Annotated in this window: 25 protein-coding genes and 3 pseudogenes; 10 read left to right on the top strand and 18 right to left on the bottom strand. The window is 31.9% G+C overall.

What is annotated here, in order from left to right; all coding sequences use genetic code 11:
- Positions 1 to 120 precede the first annotated feature (120 nt).
- The 7 genes and pseudogenes from NST35_RS00290 (at position 121) to NST35_RS00260 (ending at position 6006) form a co-directional block, all read left to right on the top strand.
- Entirely contained in the window at positions 121 to 1554 is a 1434-nt protein-coding gene (locus tag NST35_RS00290) for a Mu transposase C-terminal domain-containing protein (protein WP_002458493.1), read from the top strand.
- Positions 1547 to 2383 carry an AAA family ATPase gene (locus NST35_RS00285; protein WP_002458494.1) on the top strand — a complete coding sequence of 279 codons (837 nt, stop codon included), beginning with the start codon at positions 1547 to 1549 and terminating at the stop codon, positions 2381 to 2383. The genes NST35_RS00290 and NST35_RS00285 overlap by 8 nt, the downstream gene beginning before the upstream one ends.
- Positions 2384 to 2401: 18 nt before the next feature.
- The gene (locus NST35_RS00280; protein ID WP_340747221.1) at positions 2402 to 2524 is read left to right on the top strand and encodes a hypothetical protein; all 123 of its coding nucleotides are present in this window, start codon (positions 2402 to 2404) and stop codon (positions 2522 to 2524) included.
- A 24-nt stretch (positions 2525 to 2548) separates the two neighbouring features.
- Positions 2549 to 3223, top strand: a complete 675-nt coding sequence (locus NST35_RS00275; RefSeq protein WP_001105999.1) for an IS6-like element IS257 family transposase — start codon at positions 2549 to 2551, stop codon at positions 3221 to 3223.
- 20 nt (positions 3224 to 3243) lie between these two features.
- Positions 3244 to 3420: pseudogene (locus NST35_RS00270) on the top strand (MFS transporter); the annotation flags it as partial.
- 539 nt (positions 3421 to 3959) lie between these two features.
- Positions 3960 to 4352, top strand: a pseudogene (locus NST35_RS00265) (hydroxyacid dehydrogenase); the annotation flags it as partial.
- 235 nt (positions 4353 to 4587) lie between these two features.
- Positions 4588 to 6006 carry a pyridoxal phosphate-dependent decarboxylase family protein gene (locus NST35_RS00260; RefSeq protein ID WP_002498810.1) on the top strand — a complete coding sequence of 473 codons (1419 nt, stop codon included), beginning with the start codon at positions 4588 to 4590 and terminating at the stop codon, positions 6004 to 6006.
- A gap of 84 nt (positions 6007 to 6090) precedes the next feature.
- On the opposite strand, the pseudogene NST35_RS00255 reads toward NST35_RS00260, so the two are convergent.
- From NST35_RS00255 to NST35_RS00245, 3 genes and pseudogenes are all read right to left on the bottom strand, one after another.
- Positions 6091 to 6363: pseudogene (locus NST35_RS00255) on the bottom strand (hypothetical protein); the annotation flags it as partial.
- 12 nt (positions 6364 to 6375) lie between these two features.
- Positions 6376 to 7596: a hypothetical protein gene (locus NST35_RS00250; protein ID WP_032601843.1), complete on the bottom strand. Its 1221-nt coding sequence runs from the start codon at positions 7594 to 7596 to the stop codon at positions 6376 to 6378.
- The gene (locus NST35_RS00245) at positions 7596 to 8408 is read right to left on the bottom strand and encodes an abortive infection system antitoxin AbiGi family protein (protein ID WP_002504699.1); all 813 of its coding nucleotides are present in this window, start codon (positions 8406 to 8408) and stop codon (positions 7596 to 7598) included. The genes NST35_RS00250 and NST35_RS00245 overlap by 1 nt, the downstream gene beginning before the upstream one ends.
- Before the next feature lie 190 nt (positions 8409 to 8598).
- Between NST35_RS00245 and NST35_RS00240 the strand changes: the two genes are divergently transcribed.
- From NST35_RS00240 to NST35_RS00230, 3 genes are read left to right on the top strand one after another with little or no spacing between them, the layout of a single operon-like run.
- Positions 8599 to 10113, top strand: coding sequence for a class I SAM-dependent DNA methyltransferase (locus tag NST35_RS00240; protein WP_002504700.1), 1515 nt, complete (start codon positions 8599 to 8601; stop codon positions 10111 to 10113).
- On the top strand, positions 10103 to 11377 hold the full coding sequence (locus NST35_RS00235) for a restriction endonuclease subunit S (protein WP_002504701.1): 1275 nt from the start codon (positions 10103 to 10105) through the stop codon (positions 11375 to 11377). The genes NST35_RS00240 and NST35_RS00235 overlap by 11 nt, the downstream gene beginning before the upstream one ends.
- Positions 11361 to 14480: a type I restriction endonuclease subunit R gene (locus NST35_RS00230; RefSeq protein WP_002504702.1), complete on the top strand. Its 3120-nt coding sequence runs from the start codon at positions 11361 to 11363 to the stop codon at positions 14478 to 14480. Before NST35_RS00235 ends, NST35_RS00230 begins: the two co-directional genes overlap by 17 nt.
- A 77-nt stretch (positions 14481 to 14557) precedes the next feature.
- On the opposite strand, the gene NST35_RS00225 is transcribed toward NST35_RS00230, so the two are convergent.
- The 15 genes from NST35_RS00225 to NST35_RS00155 form a co-directional block, all read right to left on the bottom strand.
- Positions 14558 to 14881: a PepSY domain-containing protein gene (locus NST35_RS00225; RefSeq protein ID WP_001176049.1), complete on the bottom strand. Its 324-nt coding sequence runs from the start codon at positions 14879 to 14881 to the stop codon at positions 14558 to 14560.
- A gap of 393 nt (positions 14882 to 15274) precedes the next feature.
- On the bottom strand, positions 15275 to 15496 hold the full coding sequence (locus tag NST35_RS00220) for a hypothetical protein (RefSeq protein ID WP_002504703.1): 222 nt from the start codon (positions 15494 to 15496) through the stop codon (positions 15275 to 15277).
- Entirely contained in the window at positions 15445 to 15888 is a 444-nt protein-coding gene (locus tag NST35_RS00215) for a hypothetical protein (protein ID WP_000941333.1), read from the bottom strand. The genes NST35_RS00220 and NST35_RS00215 overlap by 52 nt, the downstream gene beginning before the upstream one ends.
- A gap of 61 nt (positions 15889 to 15949) precedes the next feature.
- The gene (locus NST35_RS00210; RefSeq protein ID WP_002504704.1) at positions 15950 to 16477 is read right to left on the bottom strand and encodes a hypothetical protein; all 528 of its coding nucleotides are present in this window, start codon (positions 16475 to 16477) and stop codon (positions 15950 to 15952) included.
- A 134-nt stretch (positions 16478 to 16611) separates the two neighbouring features.
- A complete protein-coding gene (locus NST35_RS00205; RefSeq protein WP_000393586.1) occupies positions 16612 to 17100 on the bottom strand; it encodes a hypothetical protein in 489 nt (162 codons plus the stop codon).
- 15 nt (positions 17101 to 17115) lie between these two features.
- Entirely contained in the window at positions 17116 to 17406 is a 291-nt protein-coding gene (locus tag NST35_RS00200) for a hypothetical protein (RefSeq protein ID WP_000065261.1), read from the bottom strand.
- Positions 17407 to 17462: 56 nt separating this feature from the next.
- Positions 17463 to 18335 (bottom strand): HTH domain-containing protein, encoded by an 873-nt coding sequence (locus NST35_RS00195; RefSeq protein ID WP_340747220.1) that lies wholly within the window; start codon positions 18333 to 18335, stop codon positions 17463 to 17465.
- A gap of 169 nt (positions 18336 to 18504) precedes the next feature.
- Positions 18505 to 18951, bottom strand: a complete 447-nt coding sequence (locus NST35_RS00190) for a JAB domain-containing protein (RefSeq protein ID WP_340747219.1) — start codon at positions 18949 to 18951, stop codon at positions 18505 to 18507.
- 20 nt (positions 18952 to 18971) lie between these two features.
- Positions 18972 to 19478: a DUF1643 domain-containing protein gene (locus tag NST35_RS00185; RefSeq protein ID WP_103449985.1), complete on the bottom strand. Its 507-nt coding sequence runs from the start codon at positions 19476 to 19478 to the stop codon at positions 18972 to 18974.
- Positions 19479 to 19493: 15 nt separating this feature from the next.
- Positions 19494 to 19805: a DUF960 family protein gene (locus NST35_RS00180; protein WP_180542093.1), complete on the bottom strand. Its 312-nt coding sequence runs from the start codon at positions 19803 to 19805 to the stop codon at positions 19494 to 19496.
- A gap of 95 nt (positions 19806 to 19900) precedes the next feature.
- On the bottom strand, positions 19901 to 20239 hold the full coding sequence (locus NST35_RS00175; RefSeq protein WP_340747218.1) for an SAUGI family uracil-DNA glycosylase inhibitor: 339 nt from the start codon (positions 20237 to 20239) through the stop codon (positions 19901 to 19903).
- 107 nt (positions 20240 to 20346) lie between these two features.
- Positions 20347 to 22023, bottom strand: a complete 1677-nt coding sequence (gene ccrC, locus NST35_RS00170) for a cassette chromosome recombinase CcrC (protein WP_340747217.1) — start codon at positions 22021 to 22023, stop codon at positions 20347 to 20349.
- Positions 22024 to 22254: 231 nt separating this feature from the next.
- The gene (locus tag NST35_RS00165; protein ID WP_340747216.1) at positions 22255 to 23895 is read right to left on the bottom strand and encodes a DUF5906 domain-containing protein; all 1641 of its coding nucleotides are present in this window, start codon (positions 23893 to 23895) and stop codon (positions 22255 to 22257) included.
- The gene (locus NST35_RS00160; RefSeq protein ID WP_083553766.1) at positions 23895 to 24263 is read right to left on the bottom strand and encodes a hypothetical protein; all 369 of its coding nucleotides are present in this window, start codon (positions 24261 to 24263) and stop codon (positions 23895 to 23897) included. The genes NST35_RS00165 and NST35_RS00160 overlap by 1 nt, the downstream gene beginning before the upstream one ends.
- A complete protein-coding gene (locus NST35_RS00155) occupies positions 24256 to 25356 on the bottom strand; it encodes a hypothetical protein (RefSeq protein ID WP_083553765.1) in 1101 nt (366 codons plus the stop codon). Before NST35_RS00155 ends, NST35_RS00160 begins: the two co-directional genes overlap by 8 nt.
- Positions 25357 to 25401: the final 45 nt, after the last annotated feature.

Below are 25401 nucleotides of genomic sequence, written 5' to 3'. Positions count from 1 at the left end.
AACAAATAATTACGTTACAACTTTAGTTGTAATTTTACATTTTTATTATATGATGATTTAAAAGGAGGCGAGAACATAAAAATCATTGTGATTGAAACTTCAAATGATGAAGGTGGTAAAGTGGATAATAATTTGGCCGACTACACGCATTATCAACGTCAAGAAGCTATGAGAAAATATAAAATTATTGAACCTTATATAAAAAAACAGCAGTCAGTTCAAGTTATTAGTAATAATAAGCAAATATCCCAAAGAACAATTTATTCTTGGGTGAAAAGCTACAACAATCAAGGTTTAATAGGATTAATAAACAGAAGAAGAAAGGATTTAGACAAAGCTAAACTAAACGAAGATACGCTCAATTATATTAAGAACGAGTATCTAATTAACAAGGGTATATCTATAGCATCAATACACCGTAAAACAGTAGATTGGTGTAATCAAATGAATCACCCTACACCTAGCTATAAGCAAGTTTATACAAGTATAAAAAAAGTATCTAATCATTTAAAATCCTACTCTGATTTAAATAGTAAAAAATATGCTGAAAAGTATGATGCTATCTATCTTAGAGAATGTAACCATCCTAATGAAATTTGGCAAGCAGATCATACTATGTTAGATATAGAGGTTTTAAACGAAAAAAACAAACTTGAAAGACCTTGGCTAACTGTTGTCTTAGATGATTTCAGCAGAGCAATTGCAGGTTATAGAATAGAATTCGGAGCGCCTGATACTATTAGAACAGCATTAGTACTTAGAGAAGCAATTTGGAAAAAAGGTGATTCAAATTGGCCAGTTTGTGGAATCCCCGAAAAATTTTATACTGATCATGGCAAAGACTATACTTCAGAGCATATGCAACAAGTTTCAGCGAATTTAAAAATGGAACTTATTTTTTCTAAAGTAGGTATACCAAAAGGCCGTGGAAAAATAGAACGTTTTTTTCAAACAGTTAATTTGATGTTTTTAGAGGTTTTGCCTGGATATACTAAAAACAAAAAAACTAGAAAACACCTAACTTTAGAAGAATTAAATGAGAGATTCGAAGAATTTTTATTAAACAATTATCACTATCGCCCTCATGGAACTACAAACGAGCCACCTATAAAAAAATGGAACCAACCGAACTTTTTACCCAATTTGCCCACTTCACGTGAAAGTTTAGATTTATTGTTGTTAACAACAAGTAAACCACGAAAAATTCGAAGAGAAGGTATATATTTTAAGGGACTACGGTATTTTTCAACTACTTTAATTGCTTACATTACCGAAGATGTATTCATACGCTACGATCCAAATGACATTTCAGAAGTAAGAGTCTATTTAAATAACCAATTCTTATGCATTGCTTATTGTAATGAATTGGAAAATCAAAGTGTAGGTATTAAGGAAATTGAACGAGCTCGCATAAATAATAAAAGAACCTTAGGTAAGTCGATAGTCAACACAAAACAAGTAGTTAAAAATATACAAAATGAAAAACTGAGTAAACAAAACAGCAAGAGTTATACAAAAAAGAAGTCAAAACTAAAGAGGTATAAATATGACTGATCAAACTTTTGTTGAAACTAAACAGTACCGTCGTTTTGAAGAATTTTGTGATAATTGTGCAAAGTATAAATATATGGGTGTATGCTATGGGAATCCAGGGGTAGGCAAAACTTTTTCTGCGCAATACTATGCTAATTGGGATTATGTAAATCCGATTATTACAGAATATCTTGGCGCAAATGACCAAGGAAAAAATGTAGATGACGACAAATTTTTAAGTTGTAAAACAGTATTTTACACAGCACCTCCAGTGCGCCCTTCAAAAATACACAAAGACTTATTGAACCTTGCTACACAATTAACATTAGGAAAAATTGGATATCGCACTTTGAAAACACAAGAAGAATTTGATGGTCTTAAAGAATTAGTTAGATTGCAAAACAACAATTATGAAATTGATTTGATTATTATAGATGAAATCGATCGATTAAATTATAAAACACTAGAAATAATACGAGATATTTATGATCAACTTGATATAGGTATGATTTTAATAGGCATGCCTGGTATTGAAAAACGTTTATCAAGATACCCCCAACTATATTCTCGTATAGGCTTCAGTCATCAATTCGATAAATTAACAAATGACGAATTAAAACATATTTTGGAATATAAATGGCAAGAACTATCTCTTCCAGTAAGTTACGAAGATTTTGAGGATTATGAAGCAATTAATACAGTTATAAAGATTACCAATGGTAATTTCAGGCTTGTTCAAAGACTATTTTCACAAATTGTTCGAATTATGGAAATTAATGAACTGAATAAAATAACAGTAGACGTTATCGAAACAGCACGCGAAGGTTTATTAATCGGAGAAAATGAATAAGCCGAAAGGGTGTATAAAATGAGAAAAATTGGTTACGCACGTGTAGCATATCCTGATCAAAATCTAGATACTCAATTAACGAAACTCTTAATAAATGGTTGTGACTTAGGGTTCTGTTGCAAAGTTGAATTTATAGTATAATTTTAACAAAAAGGAGCCTTCTGTATGAACTATTTCAGATATAAACAATTTAACAAGGATGTTATCACTGTAGCCGTTGGCTACTATCTAAGATATGCATTGAGTTATCGTGATATATCTGAAATATTAAGGGAACGTGGTGTAAACGTTCATCATTCAACGGTCTACCGTTGGGTTCAAGAATATGCACCAATTTTATATCGAATTTGGAAGAAAAAGCATAAAAAAGCTTATTACAAATGGCGTATTGATGAGACGTACATCAAAATAAAAGGAAAATGGAGCTATTTATATCGTGCCATTGATGCAGAGGGACATACATTAGATATTTGGTTGCGTAAGCAACGAGATAATCATTCAGCATATGCGTTTATCAAACGTCTCATTAAACAATTTGGTAAACCTCAAAAGGTAATTACAGATCAGGCACCTTCAACGAAGGTAGCAATGGCTAAAGTAATTAAAGCTTTTAAACTTAAACCTGACTGTCATTGTACATCGAAATATCTGAATAACCTCATTGAGCAAGATCACCGTCATATTAAAGTAAGAAAGACAAGGTATCAAAGTATCAATACAGCAAAGAATACTTTAAAAGGTATTGAATGTATTTACGCTCTATATAAAAAGAACCGCAGGTCTCTTCAGATCTACGGATTTTCGCCATGCCACGAAATTAGCATCATGCTAGCAAGTTAAGCGAACACTGACATGATAAATTAGTGGTTAGCTATATTTTTTTACTTTGCAACAGAACCGTTAATATGTTAGAAGTACAATATGTATTCTTGATTTTTGCAGTTATAGGGGCATTAGCACTCATTTTTGTAGTTAAATTCTTACCGGAAACGCGTGGTAAAAGTTTAGAAGAAATCGAATTACAATTACAAAACTAAAATTGTAATATTAGTGTAAAAATAATGATTTTAAAATTATTTAATTATCCGATATCAAGTATAATTAAATATGAAATTTAAGGCTGAGACACGATATGATATAGCCCTTTCAAACTAGACGATGTACAAATCGAAACTATAAGGGAGTAATATATCAAGATTCTGTCCCAGCCTTTTATTTTAAGAATATCTATTTATGTCTCATAATCTTTCATATAGCGATCAAACTTAAATAAGCATATTCAATCCTTTATTTCTTCTTTATAAATTCCTATTTTACTAATCTTAATTTATTACAATTTATTTTTGAAACATACATAACCGAAAATCTTGTACTTAATACCCTTCCCCCTACGCTCTCTTAAACGTTATGTTTCTGTATCTAACGTTTAGGAGGCTTTTTATATTCTGAAATTTGTTTGTTTCAGACAAAAAACACCCACTACTTCATCATTTTAGACATACCTAATCACTAGGCACATGCTAAACTTAAATTAAATATTGCGAAACTTTTCACATAATCAAAGGAGACGATTTTTATGAAAAAAGTTTTTATAGCAGGCGCAATTCCAGAAACAAGACTTAATCAACTCAAAAAACATTTTGATGTTGATATGTACACAGGTTAAACGTTGATTTCTCAAGAACTGTTAATACAAAAAATTCAAGATGCAGATGCATTAATCACTTTATTGTCTACCCAGGTAAGCCGACAAGTTATTGAATCGGCGCCAAAATTAAAAATCATTGCAAATTATGGTGCTGGTTTTAATAACATTGATATCCAAGCAGCTCGCGAACACCATATTAATGTTACGAATACACCTATAGCTTCTACAAATGCAACAGCTGAGTTAACAATGGGAATCTTATTGGCTGTCGCTCGTCGTATTCCTGAAGACGATCAACTTTGCCATAATGAAGGGTTCAATTTGAAAATCACAGATGATAATCTGCAAGTCGATTACCCTCGTCAATTTCTGAAAGGCGCACATGCACCGAGTGTTAAAGCACAGCACGTTATTCATTGGGGCGACACCTTCTGGGTTTCGTCGTTATGGTTAGCGTGGTTTTATTAATATCTGCTATCATTTATATTGTAGTAAAACGTCGTAATTAATACGTCTGTCTTTTATTAAAAATATAATTGAAGGAGAGAGTATGGAAATGGAATTCAATGAGAACAATATCGACTTAGAGACGATTATCAGAGATGAAGTTAATAAATATTTATCTAGAGATATTGGAGACTTACCTGCGACACAACAGGCACCGCTCGAGTTGAGAGAGAAATATGAAAAGATGGAAGTGCCGAATAAAGGGCGAGATATCTATGAAGTACTCAAAGATTTAAATAATGAAGTGCTGAATTATTTATATCGTCCGAACCATCCACGTTCATTCTCATTTATACCAGGTCCAGCATCACGTCTATCATGGCTTGGAGACATTTTAACAACAGCAAATAATATCCATGCCTCTAATTTTGCCAATGCGACGCTGCCAATTAATATTGAGCGTAATTTAATTAACTACTTGGTAGGAAAAATCGGTTATGAGATCAAACCGGCCGGTGGTGTCTTTGTATCTGGCGGTTCAATGGCCAATTTAACAGCTATCGTTGCGGCTAGAGATGCACAGGTAGAAATGGAAGATATTAAAAAAGCAACCGTTTATCTTACATCTCAAACGCATCATTCTGTAGGCAAAGCCTTGCATGTTGCAGGCTTCCTTAAAAATAATATCCGCAGAATTGAGTACAACGATGACTTTACAATGAATACAGATAGCTTAAAAGCCGCAATTGATAAAGATATTGAAGAAGGTTACAAACCTGCTATGGTGATTGCGACTGCAGGCACGACTAATACAGGTTCTGTCGATGATTTCACCACACTTGGAGATATTTGTGATCACTACAATCTATGGCTCCATGTAGACGGTGCTTATGGACTATCACATATCTTATCCGATAAAGCACAACACTTATTTAAAGGCATTGAACGTTCAGATAGTGCCAGTTGGGATGCTCACAAATTACTGTTCCAAACATATAGTTGCGCTATGGTAATCGTGAAAGAAAAGAATCATCTGCTGCAAAGCTTTGGCGAAGATGCTGAGTACTTGGATGATATTGCTTCAGATGATGATGTGATTGATCCAGAAATGTTAGGCATTGAACTTACACGCCCTGCACGTGCTTTAAAATTATGGATTACTCTGCAAGTCATTGGTGAAGATGAAATTATCGAGCGCATTAAATACGGCGAAGGTTTAGCAGAATATGCAGAAGAATACGTGTCAAGTCTCGATAACTGGCGTATTATCTCACACGCTAATCTTTCCATTGTGAACTTCAGATATGAAAACAGTGATTTAACTGAAGCACAAAATAATCAACTCAATAGCATGGCTGCGCAAAAAATTGCAGATTCTGGTTATGCCATTGCTTATACCACAGTATTGAATAACCAACGTGTCATTCGTTTATGTACAACGAATCCATTAACGACACATGATGATATCAGAGAAACAATAAATCGCCTTGATCAGTATATTGGTGATTACGATATGAAAGATGCTTAATCAAAAATACTTCTTAATAGTAAGCAACCCCCAAAAAGTTGAACTTTTTAGGGGTTCTTTTTTCTCTTCATGAGGATTGATTATCTAAGTGTAACTTAGCATCTTTAGCAGGTTTTGCTGGTGTGATACGTCTACCTTCTCCCTACCAGTGATTTTACTAAAAAATTCTGTAGATATAACATTTCTAAATAAATGAAAAAAGACAATTTCTATTGATATAATATAGAAATTGTCTTTTTTTTTATAAATTTTCGTATTATTTTCAGCTTATTGAGCTGTTACCTTTCTTATATTCAGTGCTATTAATACGAAACCAAAGTATCTTTTAGTTTTATTTATTTCACGAGTGAAACCCATCTTAAAGAGTATTTAATTTGATTTATAGTTACTAATAAAGGTATCTAAAGTTTCCGCTTCTTCAAAAGCAATATTTTCTAATCCGATAGGTTCGGTTGTGTTGAATGAAGCTTTTAAAATAATAGTAATTACATCTTCAGGATTAAATTTTAGTTTAAATTCATCATCTTGTAATTTTTCATAGTCTGAGGATTTTACTTGATAATAACATTGATATTGTGTGTAAGAGATTTTTTGAGTAAAAATAGTTTTTGTTACTTTTTCCTCTTGAATTAAGGTGAATTTTTTTCCTTTTATATCTTCTAAATCGAAGGAAGATGTTTTGATTAGTAAACTTTCTAAACGCTTTTCTTCCAATATTAGTTTTTGTTTATATAATAAAAAGTAGGTTTTTACTCCTTCTATAATTTCTTTAGAATTAAACGGGGTGGATATCTTAAATTCTTTATCCAACGAATTTTGAAATTCATGAATAATTTCAAATAATTTTAAATCTCTGTTTAAAGATTCTAAGATTTCTTTATTTTTACTTGCTGAATCGTTATTAAATTTTATCTTATTTGCTGTATACATTTCGCCACTAGCTAGCGCTATTAACATTTTATAAGTATCAATTATATTAATTGTATTTACTTCCCCTATACTTTCATTAAAAAGATGATGAAATCCCCAACTAATATATTCTAAATTTTTTTCTATTAACATGAATATCTTTATATATCGGTTCTGATATAAATATTTCATTTCTTTTTTACTATCATATGCTATTCTGTGAAAATCTAATTCTTTAAATTTCCCATCAACTTTAATTGATATATTTAGTTTATCTTCTTCATTAAATTCTGGAGCTTTCATTATTATATATGTTTCTGTATCTTCATTATTCGCAATAGATTTATAAACATCACTATCTTCAAGAGGTATATCTTCAAAAAATTGCTCCATTTTATAATCATGTATTTCAATCATCTTTTGACTATTTTTTAAGTAAAATAAAAATTCATTTGAATCTTGATAATCCTTAAGTTTGAATTTTAGTTTACTCGTCAATTCATTTTTTAATACTGCAGAATTCTCATTAACTGCGTCATACTTCAATTCTTTAATTAATTCTTCTTTACTTGGATATTGTTGTTTCAATTTATTCTGCAATTCTCTATCTAATTCATTAACAATTAATGACGGCATTTTATCGCTGTTTAAAGTTTTTTTAATTTGTTTTTTACTAAGCATTACATAAAATCCTCTCTTAAGTGATTTAAGACACTTATTTTTGAAATGAGTAAGCTTTTTTCTTGATCATCGTAATTAGAGCAATTAATATCATTTATTAGCTGAATAACGTCCTCTTCTTTTTCAACAATAATGTACCTAATATCTTCACAATTAAATTCTAATTTATTACTTGATAATTTTGTTAAAGCTTCATTATAATAATTTCTTTTAGAGTCACTATTTTCATTGATGTAAAAAGGATCTAAATCTTCATCAACTAATTTTATACTTCTCCATTCTTGTTCATCCATGAATATTTTCTCTTCTATTTTATCAGTTTTTTCACAATATTGACTTCCTTTAAAATGTTTTAAGAAAAATAATGAAGCGAATATAAATTCATATACTTTTTCATCAGTGTCTGGTTTATTAACTATATTATTAAACACTTCTTGATACATTTTAATATACTCACTAGTATTCGATACATAATGCAATGGCTGTAGGTTTTTGTTTACTCCCCAAGATTTTTTCATACATATCGCATAGTCTCCATACCATTTATTATGATCTTTTAATTGATTTAATGGTATATCACAAAAACATAACATTGGAAACGTAATGTCTTCGATAGGAATTCTCTTTCCACTTAAGTCAGTAGTCTCTATATTTAAATATTCTACTTCTTCAGTTACATACCTATATTGGAAATAACCATTTATTATTATGTCTTTAAGCCAATTATATTTTTTAACACATTTAATGAATACATTTGCATTTTGAGCACTTAATGGAGTTTCTTTAGCTTCTTGAACTTTAAAATTTTTCATAATTCCACCTAGTTATATTTTATAAGAGCAATATTACGGCACCGCTCCATTTTTCCACTTTTATTTAATAATAATCTAATTAATATTTTTAGTCTATTTGTTATTTTTTATAAAATCAATTAGATTATGTACATCAAAATTCAATATTTTGCTATATTTAAGCTAAGAATAATTTGAAAGGAGTTATTAAATGGCAACTATTGGATTTGAAGAAAAACTATGGCAAGCTGCAGATAAATTGAGAGGAAGTATGGATGCTGCTGAATATAAGAACGTAGCATTAGGTTTAATATTTTTAAAATATGTATCAGATTCTTTTGAAGAAAAGTATGAAGAATTGAAGCAAGATCCTTATGCTGACGAAGAAGATCAAGATGAATACTTAGCGGAAAATATTTTCTGGGTGCCAAAAGAAGCAAGATGGCAATATATCAATGATAATGCGAAAAAACCAGAAATTGGACAAATAATTGATAAAGCCATGATTGCAATTGAAAATGAAAATGAATCATTAAAAGGTGTGTTACCAAAAGAATATGCGCGTCCTGCATTAGATAAAGAAAAATTAGGCGATATTATTGATTTATTTACATTTAAGGTTGGAGATACTGAAAGTCGCAAGCAAGATGTATTAGGCCGAGTGTATGAGTATTTTATTGCTAAATTTGCGAGTGCTGAAGGTAAAAATGCTGGAGAATTCTATACGCCATCATCAATTGTAAAATTATTAGTTGAGATGATTGAGCCTTATAAAGGCCGTATTTACGATCCATGTTGCGGTTCAGGTGGGATGTTTGTACAAAGTGAACGCTTCGTTGAGAAACATCAAGGTCGATTAGACGATATTGCGATTTATGGACAAGAATCTAACCCTACGACTTGGAAATTAGCAAAAATGAACTTAGCTATCCGTGGTATTGATAATGATTTAGGTGAACGAAATTCTGATACATTCCATAACGATTTACATAAAGGACTAAAAGCAGATTACATATTAGCCAATCCTCCTTTTAATGCAAGTGATTGGGGTCAAGAACGATTACTTGATGATTACCGTTGGCAATTTGGTATTCCGCCAAAAGGTAATGCCAACTATGCATGGATTGAACATATGATTTCAAAATTAGCACCTAATGGTACAGCAGGTTTTGTATTAGCTAACGGATCAATGTCTACAAGTGGAAAAGATGAATTAGAAATTCGCAAAAATCTTATTGAACAAGATTTAGTAGAATGTATTGTCACTTTACCTGGACAACTCTTTTACTCAACCCAAATACCTGTCTGTCTTTGGTTCATTAGTAATAATAAAGGTCAAAATGGTAAAAAAGAACGTAAAAATGAAATTTTATTTATCGATGCTCGTGAAATCGGTCATATGGTATCTAGAACATTAAAAGAATTTTCAGATGAAGATATTCAAAAAGTAGCACAAACATATCATGCGTGGAGAGGTACAAACGATAAACCTTATGAAGATATAGCTGGTTTTTGTAAAGTAGCTAATTTAGAAGAAGTTAAGAATAATGAATACATTTTAACACCTGGACGATATGTTGGTTTAGCTGACGTTGAAGAAGAGGAAGAACCTTTTGAACAAAAAATGGAACGTATTACTTCTGAATTAAGTGAACAATTCGCAAAATCAAAAGAACTTGAAGACCAAATCCGTAAATCATTGGAGGGACTAGGTTATGGAGTTTAATGGAATTTTAGAAGATTATGCTACTTATATTTACAGAGGAAAGCAACCCAAGTATTCGACTAATGGAATACCAGTTATCAATCAAAAAGCAATTCAATGGAGTGGATTAAATAAAGAATTTTTAAAATTTCATAATAATGAAATAAAAGTTGATTCAAGACACTTTGTTAAAAAAAATGACTTACTAATTAATTCGACTGGTACTGGCACCGTTGGACGAGTTTATCATTTCAAATTTCAACCCGAAAAGATGTTTGTTGACTCTCATATAACTATTATAAGAACTGATGAAAATAAATTAAGAAGTCGTTTTTTATATTATCAAATGAGAACAAATAAATTTCAAAATATGATCTTAAATGAGTTTTTAGCTGGGTCTACTGGACAAGTAGAATTTAATAAATCGATGGTAAAAAAATTACCAATCTCTATTCCAGAAGTTAACTATCAAGATGTAGTTATCAAAGTTTTAGATGAACTAGAAGATAAAATAGAAATAAATAAAAAAATCATAGCAAACCTAGAGGAACTATCACAAACATTGTTTAAACGTTGGTTTGTAGATTTTGAATTTCCAAATGAAGAGGGTAATCCCTATAAATCTAGTGGTGGAGAAATGATTGATAGTGAGTTAGGTAAGATACCAAGTAATTGGAAAATCTATAAATTAAAAGATATAGCAAGTCATAAAAAGGAAACTTTTAATCCTAAAAAGAGTGAAGAAGTAACAGTTAAACATTTTAGTTTACCTGCTTATGATAATGAAGAACAAGCTATAGAGGAAGAAGTCAATAAAATAAAAAGTAATAAATGGATTATTAATAACAATTGCGTATTATTTTCAAAAATGAATCCTGATACTAAAAGGATTTGGTTACCTGTAATAGATAATAAAAAATTAAATGTTGCTTCATCAGAATTTGTTGTAATGGAATCTCCTAATAATAAAATTAATTCATTCATATATAATATATGTCTTAATTCTCAATTTATAGATTATTTAAAAGCTAATACTACCGGTTCAACAAATAGTAGACAAAGAGTAAAACCAACAATAGCTGTTAATTATAAATTAGCAATTGAAGATAGTATTGTAAAAAAATATTCTGAAATAATCACTCCATATATGGAAGAAATGAAAATATTAAGATCAGAAATTGGTAAATTAACTCAATTACGAGATACTCTTCTTCCTAAACTAATGTCTGGAGAACTAGAAATATCTGATGATATTGAGGTGAATAGTGATGAACTTTCAATTTAATGAAGATGATTTAGAACAAGTCGCATTAGAATGGTTACAATCACTAGGCTATGACTATAAAAAAGGTAATGAGATTAGTATGACAGGTCTAACGCCAGAACGTAAAAGTGATAAAGACGTTGTCCTTCATGAACGATTAGAAAAGGCGTTAAGAAAAATTAATTCAGATATTCATCCTCGTTTTATTGAAAAAGCGATACATGAACTAACTTTAGAGAAGTCGCCCAATCTTTTAGAAAATAACCTTACTTTTCATGAAAATTTGATCAATGGTATTGAAATCGAAGACTATGATGACGAAGGACAATCGGTAGTAGAAATTGTTAAAATCGTTGATTTTGAATATCCACAAAACAATGATTTTTTAGCAGTCAATCAATTCACGGTCGTTAATGGAGACTATACAAAACGTCCCGATATTGTACTCTTTATCAATGGCTTGCCTATCGTTGTGATTGAACTTAAAAATTCAACCATTGAAACCGTAGGCGTCGAAGACGGCTATCGTCAATTAGAAACATATAAAATGCGTATTCCACAATTATTTACATTTAATGAAGTTCTTGTTACAAGTGATGGTATTAATACAAAGGCGGGCTCCCTAACCGCAAATTATGATCGTTTTATGACTTGGCGTTCTAAAGATGGAGAAACGGAATCATCATCAAGTTTAGCTAGTTTAGATGTGCTGATTCATGGGATGCTAAATCCAGAAACCTTACTTGATTTAATTCGATATTTTGTCTTATTCCAAGATGATGGTAAAGGACATATCAGTAAAATTCTAGCAGCGTATCATCAATACTATGCTGTTAATAAAGCTGTTGATAGAGCTTTATTAGCTTCATCTGGGCAGGGTGATGGTAAAGGCGGCGTTATTTGGCATACTCAAGGGTCTGGTAAAAGTTTAACCATGGTCTTTTTCTCTGGAAAATTAATTCAAATGCTTAATAATCCTACCTTAGTTGTCGTAACAGATCGTAATGATTTAGATAACCAACTATACAGTACGTTTGTTAAATCGAAAGGACGGTCTGGTAAAGGTTTATTAAGACAAACACCAAAACAAGCTGAAACACGTAAAGAATTAAAATCGTTATTATCTGTTGAGTCGGGCGGTATTGTATTTACAACGATGCAAAAATTTGAACCTGAACAAAACGAAACGACCATGTCTGCTCTAACAGAACGTAAAAATGTGATTGTTATGGCAGATGAAGCGCATCGTACACAATATGGTTTTAATGCAAAATACGATGATAAAGGGGAAGGCATTAAATATGGTTATGCGAAGTATTTAAGAGATGCTTTACCGAATGCGACGTTTGTAGGATTTACGGGCACGCCCGTAGCTTCAACGGATAAAAATACGCAAATGGTCTTTGGGAACTATATCGATGTTTATGATATGACACAAGCCGTAGCTGATGGAAGTACGGTGAAAATTTACTATGAAAGTCGCATAATTCCATTAAATTTACCTCAAAATTTAGACTTAGACGAAGCATATAATGACATTACAGAGGATCAAGAAGAGGATGTAAAACAGCGTTTAAAATCAAAATGGTCACGAATTGAAGCCTTAGCAGGCGCAAAACCTCGTGTAGAAGCTTTAGCCAAAGACATCATCCAACATTTTGAAACACGTCAGCAAGCGATGAAAGGTAAAGGAATGATCGTAACGATGAGTCGTCGAATTGCTGTTGATTTATACGATGAAATCATTCGTCTAAAACCAGAATGGCATTCAGATGATGATGATAAAGGGGTCATTAAAGTGGTGATGACTGGCTCATCTAGTGACCCAACTTCTTTCCAAAGACATATTGGTCCTAAAAAACGTCGTAATTTATTAGAAAAACGTATGAAAGATATGAATGATGAATTACAACTCGTGATTGTTCGAGATATGTGGCTCACAGGATTTGATGTACCTTCCATGCATACCATGTATATCGATAAACCGATGAAAGGTCATAATTTAATGCAAGCGATTGCTCGTGTCAATCGAGTGTTTAAAGATAAACCGGGTGGATTGATTGTCGATTATGTGGGTATCGCTGAAAGTTTAAAAGAGGCACTTAAAGAATATACAGAATCTGATCAAGCACAAACGGCGATAGATACAGATAAAGCGGTTGAATTGATGTTATTGAAATATGATGTGATTCAAGATATGTTATATAATCTTGACTATTCTAAGTTTAATTCAGAGAAAAAGTCTGAACGTTATTATGCGATTTCAGATACGATGGATTATGTGATTGGTTTAGGCGAAGATGAACGCCAGCGTTTTATTAAAACGGTCACAGAGTTAGGGAAAGCTTTTGCGCTTTGTGCGACTGAACCTACAGCCCAAGAACTCAATGATGAAATTGCCTTCTTTAAAGCAGTTAAAGCAGGACTTGTTAAATTGTTACAACCGCCAAAAGAAGGAAAAACACGTAAAACACCTGCAGAAGTTGAAGCAGAGATTAATCAACTTGTGTCACAATCTGTTGTGACAGAAGATGTGATTGATGTTTACCAAACACTAGGTCTTGAACAACCCGATTTATCAATCCTATCAGATGACTTCCTAAAAGATGTCGAAGGATTGAAACAAAAAAATGTTGCGGTAGAATTATTAAATCGATTACTCAAAGGGCAAGTAAAATCATTAATGAAAACGAACGCGACAGTATCTAAGCGTTTCTCTGAAATGTTAGGAAATTCGATTAATAAATATAATAGCCGTTCTATTGAAACATCAAAAGTGATTGAAGAACTCATTCAACTCGCTAAAGATATTAAACAAGAACAACAACGAGGAAATGAATTAGGCCTGAATTCAGATGAGATTGCGTTTTACGATGCTTTAGCTTCACATGAAACAGCAAAAGAAGCCATGGGAGATAAAGAACTACGTGCGATTGCTCATGAGCTAACTAAAACAGTGAAAGAAAACATGGGTGTTGATTGGTCTAAACGCGATAGCGCAAAAGCTAAAATGCGCGTAGCTGTTAGACGATTGCTTAAAAAATATGGCTATCCACCAGATTTACAAAAAATGGCTGTAGAGCAGGTTGTAGAGCAAGCAGAACTTATGGCGAGTAATCAGTAAAAAAATAAACTAAAAGAGCATCCCTCACCGCAAAGTGAAGGATGCTCTTATATTAAAGATGATAATTCATATATACTTCATTCATTTATTTTATGACTAAAATCTTTTCTGAAAGCATCGTATGGACCTTTATAAAGAGTACTTTCTTTAGCATGTTGGACATGACGCTCTTTATCTTCATCGCTTCTATCATCAATATAATCAATAAATTCTCCTGTTCGCTTATCAATAGTGACAGCAGCTTTCATAGGATAACCTTCTGCATCTTGAGAAGTAAATTTGATAGCGTACACATTATTATCAGTTCTAGTAGTATCTATACGATAGTCATTTCCTGTTCGTATAGGTGGAAACTCATCTTTTACTTTTTGAATAGCTTCATTTTCTGTTATTAGTTGCAAATCTTGTTGTGAACTTGAATTATTCTCAGTCGGTTGATTTTGTTCTGTTTGATTTATAGTATTTTCTTGAGATGATTGTTTAGAAGTATTTGATTCATTCGAACTTGTATTGTTTGAATCAGTATGAGTGTTTTCTTTCTGTTTATTTTTCTCACTATTTTCCTCATCACGCTCAATATTAATTGTACAAGTGGATAGTAAAAAAAAGTTAAAAGTACTAAACTAATTATATATTTTTTCATAAATTAAATGCCCCTCCATTATTTTAAATTTTACAATACATTTTATATAAAATTAAATATATATAATGGGAAATAGCAAAAAAATTAAATAGAGAGCATCCCTCACCGCAAAGTGAAGGATGCTCTGTTTTTATTGTAATTAGTATAGTCTTTATTTTGATAGATAATGGTTAATGATTGTCTGTAAATCATTGTTAAGTACCGTTGTTATAGAGTCATCATTCATAAAATCATCATAGATTTTATCAAGTATTTCTTCATCTTCAATCGCTGTGAAATAATGTACTAATCCTTTTACGAGCGATATATAATTTTGCGATGCTAAACAACTAGCAACCGTTCGCCAATCTGATTGTTTAGTTTCATGATCCATAGATGTTTTAGGTCCATCCATATTTGAACTGTTTCATCATCTTTAACTACGATGGTGTTAGCCCCAGTACCTGATTTATTATTTGCATTAATTGTCCATTCTGAACCATTGTGTTCAGGTTGTTGAAATTTTAATAAATCTGCATTTCCTACTTTATTTATAGCAGCAATAGCATAATCAAATATGTTATCTCTAGTTACCTTTTGTTGATTCATTGTAGCTTCGTGGGTTGTAGTTTGTGTTTTTTCTTGATTATTACTTGAACTTTCATTCTCTGGATTCATATTATTAGATGTTTCACTAATAATTTGAGAGTTACTTCCATTATTTTCTTTTTGCTTAGCCTGTAATTTATTTTTTCTAATTCTACTTCTTGATATTTGTTGTAACAAAAAAACAACAGGTGCTAATATGCCAAAAATTATAATTATCGCAATTGTAGTTAGTGCTTTTTTATTTTATTGTTTCTCCAGGTTCAGGAACTTCGCCACGAGCAGCTTTTTTGTACATTTCTTGTTGTTTTTTATATGATTCATCATAGTCATATGTATTATCTACATTATTTTTATTCTTAGTCCACTCTTCAACCATTCTATCTGAAGATGGCTGTAGTTTACCTTCATCAACTAATTTTTGAGCTTCTGGTGTTACTTCACTAGTGGAGATAAGTCCATCTCCGTTTGTATCAAATCTAAGCACACCATTAGGATCATTTTTATCCGTACTTTTTTCTTGAACTCCTAGGTTATTGCCATATTGTGCTTTTTCATTTGGTGCTGTAATTGTTTGATTATTAATCTGGTCTTGATTTTCATTTTCTGTAGTTTTGTTTTTATCGATTTTCTTATTCTTCTTATCCTTTAGTTTAGCTTCTTCTTTTTTTAGTTCTAAATCTTTGTAACTCCCATATGCAAATACAACAGCAACTCCCAATATTGCAACTAATAAAATAACACCTAAGCTTGCAAAAATTTTCTTCACATTGCTAACCCCATTCTATATTTATTTTAATTTTATATCAATCTATTTTGCTACGCTTTTCTATATTTATTCTAAAATAATTGAAAAAGAACACATTTTGAAATCAATGTGTCTTTGAAAATAGTTACTTTCTATTATTTTTTAATTTCTATCGGTTCTCCTAATTCATTTTCTATAATTTGTGAAATTTCTTTTCCTAATGGTCCTTTGATTACAAGTGTACGTCTTGCAACTGAGGTAAGTATTCCAAATACTGCTCCAATGGCTAATATACTTCCACCTGAAGTCAAAGCAATTAGCCATCCTAACGCAACTTTCCCTATTTGTTTAAAAGGTTTTTTATCAAATATCACTGTTAGACCAATGATATTAGGTGTTTTTGTCTCTCCAATAATAATTAAATAATTACTTTTATGACTCTTAAAATGATACGTTGTTATCTGCGCATTATCTTTAAATACTTTTAATAGTTCGCGCTCATGGCTATTCGATTTTTCAAGAATTTCTTCTTCTTTAAGGACTTCGGTTTCTTTACTAAATGTATATTTTTTATTTAAAGCAAGTGTTTTTAGTTCATTTTCAAAATCATTTAAAGATTTCGCTTCATAATATGCAAATTCCATTTATTTCACTCCCTGTTATTTTTCCCATTTATTCGTTTCATGATTATAAGTGAATCCTCTCTCTTGTAATAAGGATTTAGCCGCAATATAAGTATCATAATCCCCATCATCTTTCTTTTGTATCTCATATATTTCTATTAAGTCTTGGTTAGAGCTATCACTTAAAGCGTCTCTCATCAAACCTCTATCGCCTGTTGTTTCCCAAATCGCACCGATGGCAGCACCAACAGTCGCAACTGAATAATATGCTGCTGCACCGACACCTTTTCCAATACCTTTGCCTATTGTTTTTATGATGTTACTCATAATTCCCATTCCTTTCATTATTATTAATGTTATTTATTAAATATTGTATATTATGTCTACTTTTGAACCTGTTGTTTTAAATAGGTTGTTTGTAATAAAAGTAATTCATCAATCACTTGTCCCTTCAAATCAGGGGGTGAAATGATACGTATATTGGATCGATACATAAAACAGAGTTGAATCGCTTCAATCCTTGTCATCTTAAAAGTGACGATAAGATAATGCGCATCATATTTTTCTATCACATGAATTTGATAATATCGATGCATTTTTGACCACACATCTTTAGAAATTTCAAACGTGATATAGGTTTGTACCTTTGATTTTTCATGTGTGTCCACAGATTTTTCAGACAAACTCAGATTCATTTGATTAATATCATCGATATGAATTTCATCGTTCATTCGATATACCAAGTGAAAAGCATGCATTTGATAGTACATCGATAAAGGTAATAATAGATTTTGATTGTATTGAAGATATTGATTTTCGTTCATTGCTTGAACAACTAATGATGATGTCGAAATACCTGTTTGATTCTTATCAATTTCAAAACGCTCAAGATATTTTAATAATGTAGTTCGATAATTTGAATGATGTTTGACGATTAATAATTTAAGATATTGATAAAAGTAATGGCTTAATTTTGGTGTTGTTAGGTATAAAGCAGTCAAAATATCATACATAAAATACATATTTTCACTTTTATTTTGTTCGAGCTTATAACTTTCTGATTTATAATCGTACGTAATTTCTTTAGGTGCGCTTATCCATGATTTACTTTCATATAAGAAGTTTCTTATATCGTCGATATCTCTTTGTATCGTCCGAGGACTTGTATCGAGTTCTAATGTGAGTGATTGCTTGTTGACGGATTTATTTTGTAGTAAACGATTGTATATCGTAAGTATTCGAAATGCACGATCCAATATGTCACCTCCTTTAAGTTATATATTACAAAATGGGTTTGTCACAATAAGTCAATCCTACGTATATTTAATAAAAGTTGTAAAAAATATTTTTCAGTTGAAAATGTTGTTATAAAGGGATTTTATAAATATTGATAAGTGAAGAAATAACGGTAGTGACAAAATACGGCTATACCTCTACTTCTAAATCATGTTGTCTAATGGAATAGGTGTTACTATCTGAAAAAATAATATGATCATAAAATAAAATGCCCATCATTTCACTGATGAGCATTAACCGTTCGGTTACATTGATATCTTCAGGAGAGGGGGTTATATCTCCACTTGGATGATTATGACCGAGCATAATACTGTTGGCGTTACTGAGTATCGCTGTTTTGAATATTTCTCTGGGATGAATCACTGTTTGGTTAATAGATCCAATCGATAGTGTTTGAATGTGTGTAGGTTCATTTTTACTATTCATACATATGAGAATGAGATGTTCTCGGTCACTGTTTCCAATGAATGAACGCAAGATTTCTGCCGCATCCTCAGGGTTTGAAATACGATTTTTTAGATAACTTAATGTATCTGTTTTTATCATTTGTAGTGAAACAATATTGATTTCCTTCATCGTTTACCTCCATATATAGGTTATGCTTTCAAAGTCCATTTCTGTCTCGCTTTCGGATTAAGGGGATGCATGATTTCATTGGTTGCGCGGTTCATGAGTCGTTTCACTTTTTTCTTATGAGGTTTCAACATCTCTAATACTTCATTGACGCGTGATTCAACAACGGGCTTTTTAGCGTAAGCGCCCCAAGCTAGTATCACTTCATCTGACTCTTTCACGGCTTTCATAATTTGAATATCTGTATGATTATCATAGGCGTTTTCTAAATGTTTGAGATTGATAGGGGTTGTAATATTAGAGTATAAATTCACAAAATTGATGGAACCAAATGCATCCATTTCTGAAACTTTGTTCATAATGAGCTGAGTTGTTAGATCGATGTTGAGAATGCCATCATAATGCGGATACATTGTGATGATTGTGATTGTTTGTTTTTCACTATTCCATGTTTTCTTAAGTAGATAGCGATGTTGTTGGTCATCACTAAATATAGCTTCGGTTTCTAATGTACTTTTGATTGTTTTCACGTAATTTTCACTCCTCTAGTATTCTTCGGGTAATAACATGACGTAATAAGAAAGGTATACATCATCTTCTCGGATAATGTAGACCTTATTGATATTGATAGCTTTTGAGTAATTAGCTTTATGAATTTTGATATACTCAGGACGTTCTTGTTTGTGTTTTACGTATAATTGATTTTTGTACATGTTGAACTGAAAGACATGAAAGTAATCCATTTCTTCTAGTTCCTTGAACTGTTCGCTTTCACGTTGCGCTACAAGTTGCCATAATTGATGTTGTAATGTGGTAGGTAAGTGATTGGCAATACCCCTTGTGATATATCTATTCATAAGCGTTATCCTTTCGTTCGGATTCTTTCATCCATGTGATGATTTCGCTTAGGATAGTGATTGCTAATTGTGCTAGTTTGATATATTTATGCATTTTATTGTCCTCCTGTTAGTAAGTATCGTTGATCCAAAAGGGGCATGATGGTGTTGTATAGATACAAGAAATCCATATCGTGGTTTTCATCAATATAACCGATGGCTATGAGTTGTTTCTGATAGTAGAGGATGAAGGGATAGATATTACTTTTGTGAAGTGTGTAAGAGTAGTAGGTATTAGTCTGAAGTATTTTATTACTAAGTGGGCCAAGTCTTACGTGTTGTTCAGGTAGAATATCATCAGCGACTTCTTCGATGGATTCACATTCCCATTTTTCATCCTTTGGCAGATTGAATAAGTTAGTTATATAGTGTTTGAGTTGTTGTTCTAATGTCATCATTCTGACCTCCTAGTGTATTTGATTGATGCACACATTTATCACATCATTTTTATAATATATATCTGATATTCAGTTCATTTCCCTCACTTCTATCACTAATATGATTAAGTGGTAAAAGTGGTAATTTGGTCGATGAAATAATCATTTTGACCATATATTTCAAATTGGAATTTGGGCATAAAAAAAGACCCCCAATCTTTTTTCAAAGATTGAGGGATAAGACTTTCATCAATTTTATACCTTACAAGTTTTACTTGTTTATCTGTCGTAATTTCAATTGAATCAATTAACATTTTCATAAGTTGATTTTTAGCTTCGGGTGTAGCCTTTCTTAAGTACACACTGAATCGTGTTATCATCAAAATGAGTCGTGCTTTTAACTTATCAAAATTGGGTATATCATCCTGTGATTGATGTGCTTGTTTTGCTTCTTTAATTTGTTGGTCTAATACTTCTAACTGTTGATTTATTTCAACTTGTTTAGCTTTTAACATTTCGCTATCCATTTCATCATCTAAGAACAATTCCAATAATCGTTCTTGTTGTGTTTTAACTTTTGCTTTTTGTTTTTCTAGACTATCAATATCATATTTTATTTCTGTTTGTTTACTATGCTTTTGTTTCAGTTCTTCTATCACACTTGACGCAATCTGCTTAATAACATTAGGTTGTGAAAGAATACGATTCAAATGAACATTGATTACGCGTTCGACGACTTCAGCATTAATCGCATTACTATGACAGGCAGAACTTCCTGAGCGGTTGAATAATGAACAAATGTAATAGCGTTTGATTGTCCGTTCTTTGGACTTTTTCGTTTTATAATACGTCCGTCGACATACCATATTATTTCCGCATTCTGGGCATTTAATAAGGCCACGTAAGTAGAAATCTCCACCAATAGGTCTGCCCGGTTTAAAACTTTTAGAAGCTAATTTTTCATGAACTTGGTCAAATACCTCTTCACTTATAATGGCTTCATGTTTACCTTTGACCAATATCACATCATTTTTATCACTTTTGCCACTTCTTCGCTGTACAGCCCAGTTTTGATGGTTATTGAATCTGACATAGCCTTTATAGACTGGATTATTCAAAATGTATTTAACACCATACACTGAAAATGGCTTTTGATTAATAGTACGATACCCCTTTTGATTAAGTACGGTTGTAATGGCTTTGAGGCCTTTATTATGATTCAAATATAAATCGAAAATTTCACGTACAATATGAGCTTCATTTTCATCAATAACTAAATCATTTTTCTGTGTCAATGGATTAAGTGATAATTTGTAGCCTAAAACACGACCGGTGATTGCCTCTCCGCTCCGTGCCTTAGCATTCATAGAAAGTTTCACATTGGAAATCAAAGTCTGGCGTTCTATAGATCCTATTAGTCCAAACATTGTAACGAGTACTTCTCCAGAAGCATTGGATGTATCAATATTCTCAGAAATCGATTTATACCCTACGTCATGTTCTTTGAATTCATGAATAATATTAAACACGTCTCTCATTGAGCGAGAAATACGATTCAATTTCCAACTTAATACCATTTCGATTTTATTATCCTTAACATCTTGTAATAGACGTTTCATTGCCGGACGACCTTCAATATTTTTACCTGAAATGCCTGAGTCAGTATATGTCTCATAGTCATAACCTGGGAAATTTTTCACAACTTCTTTGATGAGTACTTGTTCCTGCTCCTTTTCAGAATAACCAAGTTCTGACTGCTCAGTCGTACTAACACGTGAATAAAGTGCAATTTTACCCTTCATATCATACCGTTCTCCTTTTATTAGATTATTGCTACAGACTATCGGTCTTGTAACAACATATAGATAATATATATTTATAATTTCGTTTCATTTCATTTTTATCACTTTTACCACTTAATCATATGAGTACTACAGGCAGTTGCCTGTAGTACGTAATTAGATTACTTACCTTTATTGATACATTCTTCTATGATAGGCACAAGCACTTCTACAAATGCTTCAATCTGTTCATTATTCATCGTCAAAGTCCTCCCAATCAAAGTCCAAATTCTCTTCATAGAAAGCGTCAGTATCTGCAATACTCTGATCTTTATCAAATTTAATGATATTATCTACCTCAGAAAGATTACGCATTACTTTATCATCGTCTTTCCAGGCGAAATTAATCCAATAATCATAACCATTATATTTCTTAATTTGTGCATCAAAGTTATCTTTCATTAAATCGTTAATAACTTTAGAACTTAAGACAATTTCTTCTTTGATTACATCATTAAGTTCGGATACTTTGACACGAGACTTTGTTTCTTTTTTTATTAATCTTTTCATTAAATTTATTCCGACTTTCTGGTTTGCAACACTTGCTGATCTACTAGGAACAAATTTATATCCAAAATTTAACCAATCATGAGAAATTTCAGTAACACGATCATTTTGGAGGTACTCGGTATCATTTTTTACAATTTGCTCATACACATACATCAAGTAAAGAAAGATTTCTTTCTTTTCATCCTGTAACTTTTCAATTAAGTCGGGGTCAGCTTTTTCAACATAATATTCACATGGAATAACAGCAATTCTACGCTCTAATGCTTTTGCGTGCTCAGATGGAAAGTTTAGTACAGCATTAGTATTAAAAATCAGTTTTAAATCTAATGTGACTTCTACTTGTGTCTGTCCCTTTCTATCAACATGGATAGGTTCAACTGAAAGTAACTTCTTAAAGTCATTTACTACCTTCTCATTGATTCTTGCCTCACCAATTTCATCACTTGCCATTAATCGTTTCCCAATTAAGCTTTCTTTATCAAAACGTCCACCAAGTTCGTTTAGCGTTTTTGATATAACGTCATTTTGATGAAAGAATGATTTCAACAACTTTATATATACTGATTTTCCATTATTAGCAGCGCCATAGAGAATCAAACCTCTTCGTAGTTTGGTATTAGCAGTAAGAAGTATTGCTGTATGCTGTATCAGAAAGTGCTTTAAATCGGTATCAAAGTTAGCAAGCTCTAGCATGTATTTACTGAAGTGGTCAGGTATATTTTCATTTATAACATCACCTTTATCTATTTCTATATTCAAGCGTGTTTTAGGGAATATATCTATACAATTTTTAACAACTTCAAATGTATTTAGATTAAACATGCTAGGACCGCAACCAATATACTGCTTATCCTCAATAAGCTCTTCTACATCTGTTGATTTTTGTAAGCCTTTCACTATGTTTGTCAGAGTACTTAGTGAAGGTTTATAATCTATTAACAACACTTGTATCATTTTAGATATCAACCCTTGTAATTCATCTTCATTTACCTTTTGCCAACCTATATCTTTGAAAATAAACAACTCTGAATCAAAACGCTTGATATGAAAAATACTTATCATCATTTCCACTAATATTGTGTCATTTGGCTTTTTATGAATGCCAAAATAACTGTATATGTTAGGTCTATAGTCGACATCTTTAGGAATGTTAAGCTGTAGCTTATCGATAAGCTCGTTATACACCGTTATAGCTTGTTCAGACTTGTCTATTTCATCATCATTTCCAACACTAATGGTTAGGATAGCAATCAGACCTTGACGGTCGATTGCCTCCTTAGCCACACTTAATAGCTTAGATAACATTTGTAATATATGATTCATTATAATAATCCTCCATCTTCATTTAATGATGCTACATCTTGTACATAGTAATTACCGTTAAAGCAACTTACATGGATTAAATGCTTTCTATCAATGTAAGGGTCATAATTCTCATGAGTGGAGCTATAATTACTGTGACGTTTAAGCCAATCATTGATTGACAACTGCTTAGCTGTCTTTTGTGTTGAGATATTACGATTCACATATACGATCTGATTATTCACTTCAATTTCATATGTGAATTGATGTTTCACATCACCTGAGAAATTTGTTTCTCTCACAGAATATAACGTAGCTACATATATATAATTTTCTTTGAGTGATGTACTACTTGGTATTTGTAAACTTTGTCCTCTATCATTATTCATGGCCCTCACCTCCGAGTTCTTCCACTGTCACATGTGCAAATTCATCATTGAACAACTGGTTAGCTGTACTTTTCATTAGCTGAGCAACATCACGTGCAGTTACTTCATCATCACATTCAATCATAATCGCATCGTGTATCGGCACTATAATCTTGAACGTTTTTTGTTCGCACTGTACTTTGTACACTTCCAACAAAATGTGCTTGAAAATATAGCTCGCTACCGTTTGTACGTAAATTGCCATAATACTACTACCTTGAAATGCGCTCATATCATGTTCAATGCCGTAGGGCATCGGCATGGTTTTATGCTCTTCGATTTGTTTCTTAAGTTCATTGACTTTTGTAAATTGGCTGACCGCATCCAACCATTGCACTTCACTTACATATTGTTTCAACTTAAATTTAGGACTATCGAAGTTGCCGCCAAATAGAAATGAACCAATAAATGCACGTTTAACGAACTTTTTCTCCTTTTTGGACAATGATAAATCTTCTAGTAATGCGTCATATAAACCTTCTTTATGATTCAAATAGTCAATCAGTTTAGAATCTTGCGTCATGTATCCAACAACCGAAGGGTCAAATGACTTGAAATCGATTGTATATACCTTTTTGAATTGTGAAGGTAAAATCATACGTTGGACTGATTTTGGTAAGCCTTGGATATTAAAATTTTTAGTTGTGATTCGATGTGTCCGTGTACCAATCAACGATAATTGCGTATATAATCGATTCGAACCATTTAATGCCTGTTCTAACCTATCAAATAGGTTTTCGATCTTATCAGAATGTTCATCAGTCTTGGCTCTTTCAAGCATTGTTGCTTTGATATCGGGTAATTTTTCGATATTAAATTTAATGGATTCTGATTCAATCTCTTCCTTTAATGCTTCCAATCCTTGATGTACTTCCACATATTGGTCTAACTTAGCTTGGTCGTCAGCTAAAAGTGCATTATATTTTTGATCTAACTGCTGGCTGAATTGTTGCTGCAATTGTTGAATGTCATCTTGGTTAGATGACTTGTCCATTAGCCATTGCTGTGTTTTGTCACTTTGAGTCAATGACATCAGTTTGTCTCTTGTCTCCATGTAAATCTTCTCCTTTATGGTTGAAAGTGGCGCGCTCACTTTCAA

The sequence above is a fragment of the Staphylococcus sp. FSL W8-0304 genome (assembly GCF_038006565.1).
GTDB lineage: Bacteria > Bacillota > Bacilli > Staphylococcales > Staphylococcaceae > Staphylococcus > Staphylococcus epidermidis.
This window is presented reverse-complemented; position numbering and strand designations above follow the sequence as displayed.

Excerpts from the sequence above, each read along its gene's own strand:
- NST35_RS00205 (WP_000393586.1), bottom strand. The coding sequence starts at position 17,100 with ATGGAATTTGCATATTATGAAGCGAAATCTTTAAATGATTTTGAAAAT.
- NST35_RS00200 (WP_000065261.1), bottom strand. The coding sequence starts at position 17,406 with ATGAGTAACATCATAAAAACAATAGGCAAAGGTATTGGAAAAGGTGTC.
- NST35_RS00235 (WP_002504701.1), top strand. The coding sequence starts at position 10,103 with ATGGAGTTTAATGGAATTTTAGAAGATTATGCTACTTATATTTACAGA.
- NST35_RS00240 (WP_002504700.1), top strand. The coding sequence starts at position 8,599 with ATGGCAACTATTGGATTTGAAGAAAAACTATGGCAAGCTGCAGATAAA.
- NST35_RS00260 (WP_002498810.1), top strand. The coding sequence starts at position 4,588 with ATGGAATTCAATGAGAACAATATCGACTTAGAGACGATTATCAGAGAT.
- NST35_RS00250 (WP_032601843.1), bottom strand. The coding sequence starts at position 7,596 with ATGCTTAGTAAAAAACAAATTAAAAAAACTTTAAACAGCGATAAAATG.
- NST35_RS00280 (WP_340747221.1), top strand. The coding sequence starts at position 2,402 with ATGAGAAAAATTGGTTACGCACGTGTAGCATATCCTGATCAAAATCTA.
- NST35_RS00180 (WP_180542093.1), bottom strand. The coding sequence starts at position 19,805 with ATGAATAGATATATCACAAGGGGTATTGCCAATCACTTACCTACCACA.
- NST35_RS00190 (WP_340747219.1), bottom strand. The coding sequence starts at position 18,951 with ATGAAGGAAATCAATATTGTTTCACTACAAATGATAAAAACAGATACA.
- NST35_RS00175 (WP_340747218.1), bottom strand. The coding sequence starts at position 20,239 with ATGACATTAGAACAACAACTCAAACACTATATAACTAACTTATTCAAT.
- NST35_RS00160 (WP_083553766.1), bottom strand. The coding sequence starts at position 24,263 with ATGAATAATGATAGAGGACAAAGTTTACAAATACCAAGTAGTACATCA.
- ccrC (WP_340747217.1), bottom strand. The coding sequence starts at position 22,023 with ATGAAGGGTAAAATTGCACTTTATTCACGTGTTAGTACGACTGAGCAG.
- NST35_RS00230 (WP_002504702.1), top strand. The coding sequence starts at position 11,361 with ATGAACTTTCAATTTAATGAAGATGATTTAGAACAAGTCGCATTAGAA.
- NST35_RS00285 (WP_002458494.1), top strand. The coding sequence starts at position 1,547 with ATGACTGATCAAACTTTTGTTGAAACTAAACAGTACCGTCGTTTTGAA.
- NST35_RS00245 (WP_002504699.1), bottom strand. The coding sequence starts at position 8,408 with ATGAAAAATTTTAAAGTTCAAGAAGCTAAAGAAACTCCATTAAGTGCT.
- NST35_RS00155 (WP_083553765.1), bottom strand. The coding sequence starts at position 25,356 with ATGGAGACAAGAGACAAACTGATGTCATTGACTCAAAGTGACAAAACA.
- NST35_RS00275 (WP_001105999.1), top strand. The coding sequence starts at position 2,549 with ATGAACTATTTCAGATATAAACAATTTAACAAGGATGTTATCACTGTA.
- NST35_RS00220 (WP_002504703.1), bottom strand. The coding sequence starts at position 15,496 with ATGGATCATGAAACTAAACAATCAGATTGGCGAACGGTTGCTAGTTGT.
- NST35_RS00165 (WP_340747216.1), bottom strand. The coding sequence starts at position 23,895 with ATGAATCATATATTACAAATGTTATCTAAGCTATTAAGTGTGGCTAAG.